7 protein-coding genes are annotated in these 7,469 nt (G+C 65.4%); 4 read left to right on the top strand and 3 right to left on the bottom strand.

Translation table 11 applies throughout. The features are described from left to right. Positions 1–204 precede the first annotated feature (204 nt). Positions 205–1,308, top strand: coding sequence for a TRAP transporter substrate-binding protein (locus OXU50_06510; protein MDD9869528.1), 1,104 nt, complete (start codon positions 205–207; stop codon positions 1,306–1,308). A gap of 32 nt (positions 1,309–1,340) precedes the next feature. Beyond that, on the top strand, positions 1,341–1,601 hold the full coding sequence (locus tag OXU50_06505; GenBank protein MDD9869527.1) for a hypothetical protein: 261 nt from the start codon (positions 1,341–1,343) through the stop codon (positions 1,599–1,601). Here the strand turns inward: OXU50_06505 and OXU50_06500 are convergent. Genes OXU50_06500 through OXU50_06490 form a run of 3 tightly spaced genes read right to left on the bottom strand, consistent with a single transcriptional unit; the run spans position 1,578 to position 4,395 of the window. Further along, a complete protein-coding gene (locus tag OXU50_06500; protein MDD9869526.1) occupies positions 1,578–2,948 on the bottom strand; it encodes a TRAP transporter large permease subunit in 1,371 nt (456 codons plus the stop codon). The two genes, OXU50_06505 and OXU50_06500, sit on opposite strands and share 24 nt — an antisense overlap. A 3-nt stretch (positions 2,949–2,951) precedes the next feature. Continuing rightward, complete coding sequence (locus OXU50_06495) at positions 2,952–3,449, bottom strand: TRAP transporter small permease subunit (GenBank protein MDD9869525.1); 498 nt, start codon at positions 3,447–3,449, stop codon at positions 2,952–2,954. Positions 3,450–3,456: 7 nt separating this feature from the next. After that, the gene (locus OXU50_06490; protein ID MDD9869524.1) at positions 3,457–4,395 is read right to left on the bottom strand and encodes a homoserine kinase; all 939 of its coding nucleotides are present in this window, start codon (positions 4,393–4,395) and stop codon (positions 3,457–3,459) included. 92 nt (positions 4,396–4,487) lie between these two features. On the opposite strand from OXU50_06490, the gene polA reads away from it, so the two are divergent. Beyond that, positions 4,488–7,226 carry a DNA polymerase I gene (gene polA / locus OXU50_06485; protein MDD9869523.1) on the top strand — a complete coding sequence of 913 codons (2,739 nt, stop codon included), beginning with the start codon at positions 4,488–4,490 and terminating at the stop codon, positions 7,224–7,226. Between the two features lie 39 nt (positions 7,227–7,265). Next, positions 7,266–7,469 (top strand): hypothetical protein (locus OXU50_06480; protein MDD9869522.1); only part of this gene is annotated, 204 nt, incomplete at its 3' end.

Here is a 7,469-nt window from a genome sequence, read left to right as displayed (position 1 = left end):
CTGGACCCGCCTCGCCACCGACCTGTTGCCCCAATGCCTCGACCACATCCTCGCCGACACCATCACCCTGAACGACCTCCCCGCCGCCTTCCAACAAATCCTCGCCGGCAAAACCCGCGGGCGTTTGCTGGTTCGGTGCCGTTGATTCGCGGCATCGAAAATCACCCTTATAATTCCCGTCTCACATCACTACCAGGAACCCCCATGAAACGAAGACAATTTGTCAAACGCACCGCCGCCGGCGCTCTGCTGACCGGAACGCTGGCGGCCTGTGGCCGTGAGCAACAGCAGGCCGCGCCCGCCAACACCACAACCGAAATCCGCCACTGGAAAATGGTCACGGCGTGGCCGAAGAACTTTCCCGGTCTTGGTGTCGGCGCCGAGCACCTGGCGCGCCTGATTACCGAAATGTCCGGCGGCAGGATCACCGTCAAGGTTTATGGCGCCGGCGAACTGGTGCCGGCGTTCGAGGCGTTTGACGCGGTGCGCGGCGGTGTCGCGCAGATGGGGCACGCCAGCGCCTATTACTGGCAGGGCAAGAACCCGGCGTTCAACTTTTTCTCGACGGTGCCGTTCGGCATGAACGCCGCCGAGATGAACGCCTGGCTTTACAAGGGCGGCGGCCTTGAATTGTGGCGCGAGGCGTATCAGCCGTTCGGCCTGGTGCCGATGCCGGTCGGCAACACCGGCCTGCAGATGGGCGGTTGGTTCAACCGCGAGATCAACAGCATCGCCGACCTGCGGGGGCTGAAAATGCGAATACCGGGCCTCGGCGGCAAGGTGCTGGAACGCGCCGGCGGCGTCGCCGTCGCGCTGCCGGGCGGCGAGTTGTTCACGGCGATGCAAACCGGCGCGATAGACGCCACCGAGTGGACCAACCCCTACAACGACCTCGCGTTCGGCCTGCACAAGGCCGCGAAGTATTACTACTACCCCGGATGGCACGAGCCGGGCACGACGCTTGAGTGCTTCATCAACCGCGCCGCGTTCGAGGAACTGCCGAAAGACCTGCGCGCCATCGTGCTGCGCGCGGGCGAGTCCGCCAACCAGGACATGCTGGCGGACTACACGGCGCGCAACTTCGGCGCGCTGAAAACGCTGGTGGACGAGCACGGCGTCAGCGTGCGCCGCTTTCCCGACGATGTGCTGGCGCGCTTCCGCGAACTGTCCGCCGGGGTCGTCGCCGAGGTCGCCGCCGCCAACCCGCTGGCGGCGCGCATCCACGAGTCCTGGCGGCGCTTTCTGGACGCCGTCGGCGACTGGAATGCGCTGTCGGAGAAGGCGTATTTCGACATCAGGTATAATTGACGGATGACCATTCACCCCGACGGAGAAAAAACATGATTACAGTATTCGGCTATCAGATAGGAATGCTCTCGTTCTTTGTGTTCAGCATTCTGGCCGGCGTTCTGGTTGCGGCGCAGGCCATTTTCGGCTGCAAGGAAGAAACGACGAAGCACCGCACGATACGCGCCGCCATCGGCGTCATCTACACGGCGATCGCCGTCGCCGCGTTCATGCAACTCGAGAGCATCGAGTCGCCCTATGTGGAGCAGTTCCTGCCGTTTTTGCCGCTGTTAGCGAAGCAGCACCGACGGTAACCAGGTCGCCAGCCCCGGCCACAGCGCGAGCGCCAGCAGCGCCAGCAGTTGCAGGCCGATGAACGGCGCCACGCCCCGGTAAATCTGCCGCGTCTCGATGGAGCGCGGCGCGACCCCGCGCAGGTAGAACAGCGAAAACCCGAACGGCGGCGTCAGAAACGAGGTCTGCAAATTGACCGCGATCATGATGCCGAGCCACACCGGGTCGGCGCCCATCGCCAGCAGCACCGGCCCGACAATCGGCACGACGACGAATGTAATCTCGATAAAGTCGAGCACAAAGCCCAGCAGAAACATCAGCAGCATGACGACGATCATCGTCGTCATCAGCCCGCCGTCAAAGCCGGTCAGCATCCGGTGCACGGCGTCGTCGCCGCCGAAGCCGCGAAACACCAGCGAGAAGAAGGTCGCCCCAATCAGTATCATGAACACCATGCAGGTAATCCGCACCGTCGAGCGCGCCGAGTCGCGCAGTTGCGCGCGCGGGAAATTGCCCCTGGCGGCGGCCAGCAGCAGCGCGCCGACGGCGCCGACCGACGCCGCCTCGGTCGGCGTCGCCAGCCCGCCGAGTATCGAGCCGAGCACGACGATAATCAGCGACAAGGTCGGCGCCAGCGCCTTCGCAAGCCGCATCCAGTCGGCGCCGTCGCGCGCCGCCGAAGACGCGCGCGGCGCCGCCGGCATCCACTGCGGCCTGAACAGCGCCGCCACGAACAGCCACGCCGAATAGAGCACAATCAGCAGCACGCCCGGCACCAGCGCGCCGGCGAACAAATCCGCCACCGACACGGTGTCGGGCGAGAAAATGCCCTGGTTCAATTGCGCCTGCTGGTAGGCGCTTGACAGCACATCGCCGAGCAGCACCAGCACCAGCGAAGGCGGAATAATCTGCCCCAATGTGCCGGCGGTGCAGATGGTGCCGCAGGCGATGGCCGGGTGGTAGCCGCGCTTCAGCATCGCCGGCAGCGACAGCAGCCCCATCGTCGTCACAGTGGCGCCGACAATGCCGGTGGTCGCGGCCAGCAGCGCGCCAATCAGCACAACCGAAATGCCCAGCCCGCCGGACATTCGCCGCAGCAGGTCGGCGCCGGCCAGCAGCAGGTCGTCGGCGAGGCGGCTTTTCTGCAGGACGACGCCCATGAACACAAACACCGGCACCGCAATCAGCGTCTCGTTGGTGATGATGCCGTAGATGCGGCTTGGAATCGCGTTCAGAAAACCCGGCTCAAACAGCCCCAGCGCCGCGCCAACCAGCGCAAACAGCAGCGACACGCCGGCCAGCGTGAAAGCGACCGGGTAACCGGCCATGATGACGACGACCACCGTCACAAAAAGCAGCAGCGCCACCGGTCACCTCCGCCGCCGCGCGATGCACCTGGCCGCAGACACCGCCGCCGGCGCGATGCGCGCCGCCGCCTGCACCATAAGCAGCACCGCCATCAGCGGTATCAGCGTCTTCAGCAGAAACACCCCCGGCAGCCCGGCAGGCTCCGGCGAGCGCTCCATGAACCGCCACGAAATCGCCGTGTAATCCCAACTGCTGTAAAGAATCGCGGCGCAGGTCGGCAGCAGAAACAGCACATCGCCGGCGAGATTGACGACGGCGCGCGCGCGCTCCGACATCCGGCTGTAGAAGATGTCCACGCGCACATGGTCGTCGCGCGCCAGCGTGTAGCCCATGCAAAGCGCGACGATGGCGGCGTGCAGGTAGAGAATGCTTTCCTGCATGTCCACGCGCCCGTACTGAAAGCCGTAGCGCAGCACCACGACCGCGAACGCCACCGCCACCATCACCGGCGCCAGCCACGACACGGCGCGCCCGATGCATTCGTTGATTTTCCCGATCACGGCGGCGTCAGGCGAGCGGCGCGCCGTCGGCGCGGCAGTCGAGCAGGATGTCGCGGAACACGCCGGGGTCTTTTATATGCGTGATTTCGCCGCGGCGCGGAAAGCGGCGGTCGCGCAGCCGCGACAGCCAGAAGCGCAGCGCGGCGCGGCGCAGCGCGTCCTGCCACGCGCGCGCCTCCGCCGGTTGCAGCGCGCGGTGTTCGCGGTAGCCTGCCAGCAGCGCCTCGTAGCGGTCGCCGGCGATGGCGCCGCCGTCGCGCCGGCACCAGTCGTTGACCGTCACCGCAAGGTCGTACAGCAGGCTGCCCTCGCAGGCGTAATAGAAGTCAATCAGGCCGCTGAGGCGCGGGCCGTCGAACATGACATTGTCGCGGAACAGGTCGGCGTGGATGATGCCGCCCGGCAACGGCGAGAAGTCGCACGCGGCCTGGTGCTTTATCTCCGAGCGCAGCAGTTCGCGCTCGCGCGCGCCGAGATGTTCGTCAAGGCGCCGCCCCTGTTCGCGGAACCAGGCGATGTCCCTGCCGTTCTCGCGCCGGCGCCCGAAGTTTTTCATCGCGCCGTGCAGCCGCGCCAGCGCCTCGCCGACCAGGCCGCAATGCCGCGCGTCGGGGTCGCGCACGGTGCGCCCGCGCAGCCGCGTAATCAGCACCGCGGGCTTGCCTTTGAGTTCCTGCAGGTAGCCGCCGTCGCGCGCGGCGACCGGGTGCGGGCACGGCAGCCCGGCGTCGGCGACATGCGCCATCAGGTCAATAAACCACGGCAGTTCGTCGCGCCCCAGCCATTCAAACACCGTCAGCACATAACTGCCCTGCGCGGTGTCCACGAAGTAGTTGGTGTTTTCAATGCCCTCGCTGATGCCCTTGTGCGAGACCAGCGCGCCGCACGGGTAGCGCTGCATGAATTGCTCCAGTTCCCGGGCGGTGATTTGGGTATAGACCGACATTGTCTTTTCAGGCGCCGCGCGCGCGGGCGCCGCGATTCGCGCATTATAGCGGCTCCCCGGCGCGGATTCGCCGGATGCTGTATCCTGTCGCCATGCCTGAGAAACTTGTTCTGGTGGACGGCTCGTCCTATCTGCACCGCGCGTACAACGCGCTGCCGGAGTTGACCGGCCCCGCCGGCCAGCCGACCGGCGCGGTGTACGGCGTCGTCAACATGCTGCGCTCGCTGCTGCGGCAGGAAAAGCCGGACCGCTTCGCGGTGATATTCGACGCGCGCGGCAAGACCTTCCGCCACGAGATGTTCCCCGACTACAAGGCGCACCGCCCGCCGACGCCGCCGGATTTGAGGGCGCAGGTGGATGCGCTGTTTCGCGTTATCAAGGCGTTCGGCTACCCGCTGCTGCAAGTCGGCGGCGTCGAGGCCGACGATGTCATCGGCACGCTCGCGCACAGGGGCGCGCAGCACGGCTTCGCCGTCGTCATCTCGACCTGCGACAAGGACATGACGCAACTGCTCGCCGAGCGCATCACGATGACGGACACGATGAAGGGCGAGAAGGTGGACGCCGCCGCCGTGATGAAAAAATTCGGCGTCGCCCCCGGCCAGGTCGCCGATTTTCTCGCGCTGACCGGCGACACATCCGACAACATTCCGGGCGTGCGCGGCGTCGGCCCGAAAACCGCGGCGAAGTGGCTCGCCGAATACGGCACGCTCGACGGCGTGATTGAAAATGCCGACAAGGTCAAGGGCAAGGCGGGGGAAACGCTGCGCGCGACGGCGCCGACGCTGCCGCTCTACCTGGAACTGACGACCATCCGCCGCGATGTGGAACTTGACACCGAGCCGGACGCGCTGACAATGCGCGACCCCGACACCGACGCGCTGCGTGCGCTGTATGAGGAATTCGGATTCACTTCATGGCTCAGGAACCTGGGGCATCCGGCGGCGGCAGCGGACGGCGATGGCGCCGCCGGCAGCGCTGCGGACACCGCCGCCGCCGCCGCCGCCGAACCCGCCGCCGCGCACCCCGGCTACCGGCTGATTCTGACCCGCGAAACACTGCAAGAATGGCTTGACAAACTGCAAGCCGCCGATGACTTCGCCTTCGACACCGAAACCACCGGCCTTGACTACATGCACGCCGAAATCGTCGGCCTGTCGTTCGCGGTCGGGGAGGGCGAGGCCGCCTACCTGCCGCTCGCGCACGACTACGAAGGCGCGCCCGCGCAACTGCCGCGCGAGGAGACGCTCGGCCAACTGCGCCCGCTCCTGGAAAGCGCCAAGCACGGCAAAATCGGCCACAACCTGAAATACGACCGCGAGGTGCTCGTCAACCACGGCATCCACCTCGACGGCATCCGCCACGACAGCATGCTGGAATCGTATGTCTATAACTCGGTCGCGGCGCGCCACGACCTCGCCGGCCTTTGCGAGAAGTATCTCGGCGTGCGCGCCACCCGCTACGAAGACATCGCCGGCAAGGGCGTCAAGCAAAAGCCGTTCAACCGTGTCGCGCTCAGGACCGCCTGCGACTACGCCGCCGCCGACGCCGACCTGAGCCTGCGCCTGCACCGTTTCCTGCAACCGCGCCTTGAACGCGAAAGCGGCCCGGCCTCGGTCTATCGCGACATTGAAATGCCGCTGTTGCCGGTGCTGGCCGACATCGAGCGCAAGGGCGTTTTGATCGCGCCCGAACCGCTGAAGCGCCAGAGCGCGGAACTGAGCGACGGCATGGAGGAAATCTCGCGCCAGGCGTTTGAACTCGCCGGGCGCGAATTCAACATGGATTCGCCGAAACAGATACAGGAAATCCTGTTTGAAGAGGCCGGCCTGCCGGTGACGCGCAAAACACCGAAAGGGCAGCCCTCGACGGCGGAGGATGTGTTGCAGGAACTGGCCGTTGACTATGAACTGCCGCGCGCCATCCTTGAATTCCGCTCGCTCAGCAAACTGAAGTCCACCTACACCGACAAACTGCCGGCGATGACGGACGCCGCCAGCGGGCGCGTGCACACTTGCTACCACCAGGCGGTGACCGCGACCGGCAGGCTTTCGTCGTCCGACCCCAACCTGCAGAACATTCCGGTGCGCACCGCGCAGGGGCGGCGCATCCGCCGCGCCTTCATCGCGCCCGACGGCTGCCAACTGATTGCCGCCGACTACTCGCAGATTGAGATGAGAATCATGGCGCACCTGTCGCGCGACAAAAACCTGCTGAAGGTGTTCGAGCGCGGCGGCGACATTCACACCGCGACCGCCGCCGAGGTGTTCTCCGTCAAGCCGGACAAGGTCGCGCCCGACCAGCGGCGCATCGCCAAGGCCATCAACTTCGGCCTCATCTACGGCATGTCGGCCTTCGGCCTTGCAAAGCAACTGGGCCTTGCGCGCGGCGCCGCGCAGGAATATGTGAACGCCTATTTCGCGCGCTACCCGGGCGTGGAATCCTACATGGAGCGCACGCGCAAAGAGGCGCGCGAACGCGGCTATGTCGAGACCATCTTCGGGCGGCGCCTGTACCTGCCGGAAATCAACGCAAAGAATGTCCACCGCCGCCGCTACGCCGAACGCACCGCCATCAACGCGCCGATGCAAGGCTCCGCCGCCGACATCATCAAGCGCGCCATGACCGACCTGCACGCCTGGCTGAAACGCAAAGGCAAAGGCGCCGCCATCATCATGCAGGTCCACGACGAACTGGTGCTTGAAGCCGCCCAGGACCGGGTGGAAGAAGTCATCACCCAATGCCGCAAACGAATGAGCGCCGCCGCCGATTTGGCGGTGCCGCTGACCGTGGATGCCGCCGCCGCAGACAACTGGGACGAGGCGCATTAGGGGGGTTATAATGGCCGACAAAACCGGAGGAAACATCAAATGACAACTGAAGAAATCTGGGGTCATGTCGGCCTGGTTATCGCGGTTCTCATGTTCGTCGGCGTTCTCTTCTACATGGGGCCAGGCTATGAAATGCACGAAAAATGGCTGGAAAAACGCAGGAAAAGAATCATCGTCGGCGACCTGAATGTCCAGAAATGGAAGAAAGAGCGGGACAGAAAACAAAAGGCAAAGCAATCATCA

This window comes from Gammaproteobacteria bacterium (assembly GCA_028817225.1).
GTDB lineage: Bacteria > Pseudomonadota > Gammaproteobacteria > Poriferisulfidales > Oxydemutatoraceae > Oxydemutator.
Note: the sequence above shows the minus strand (reverse complement) of the source record. Positions and strands in the feature narration are given on the sequence as shown.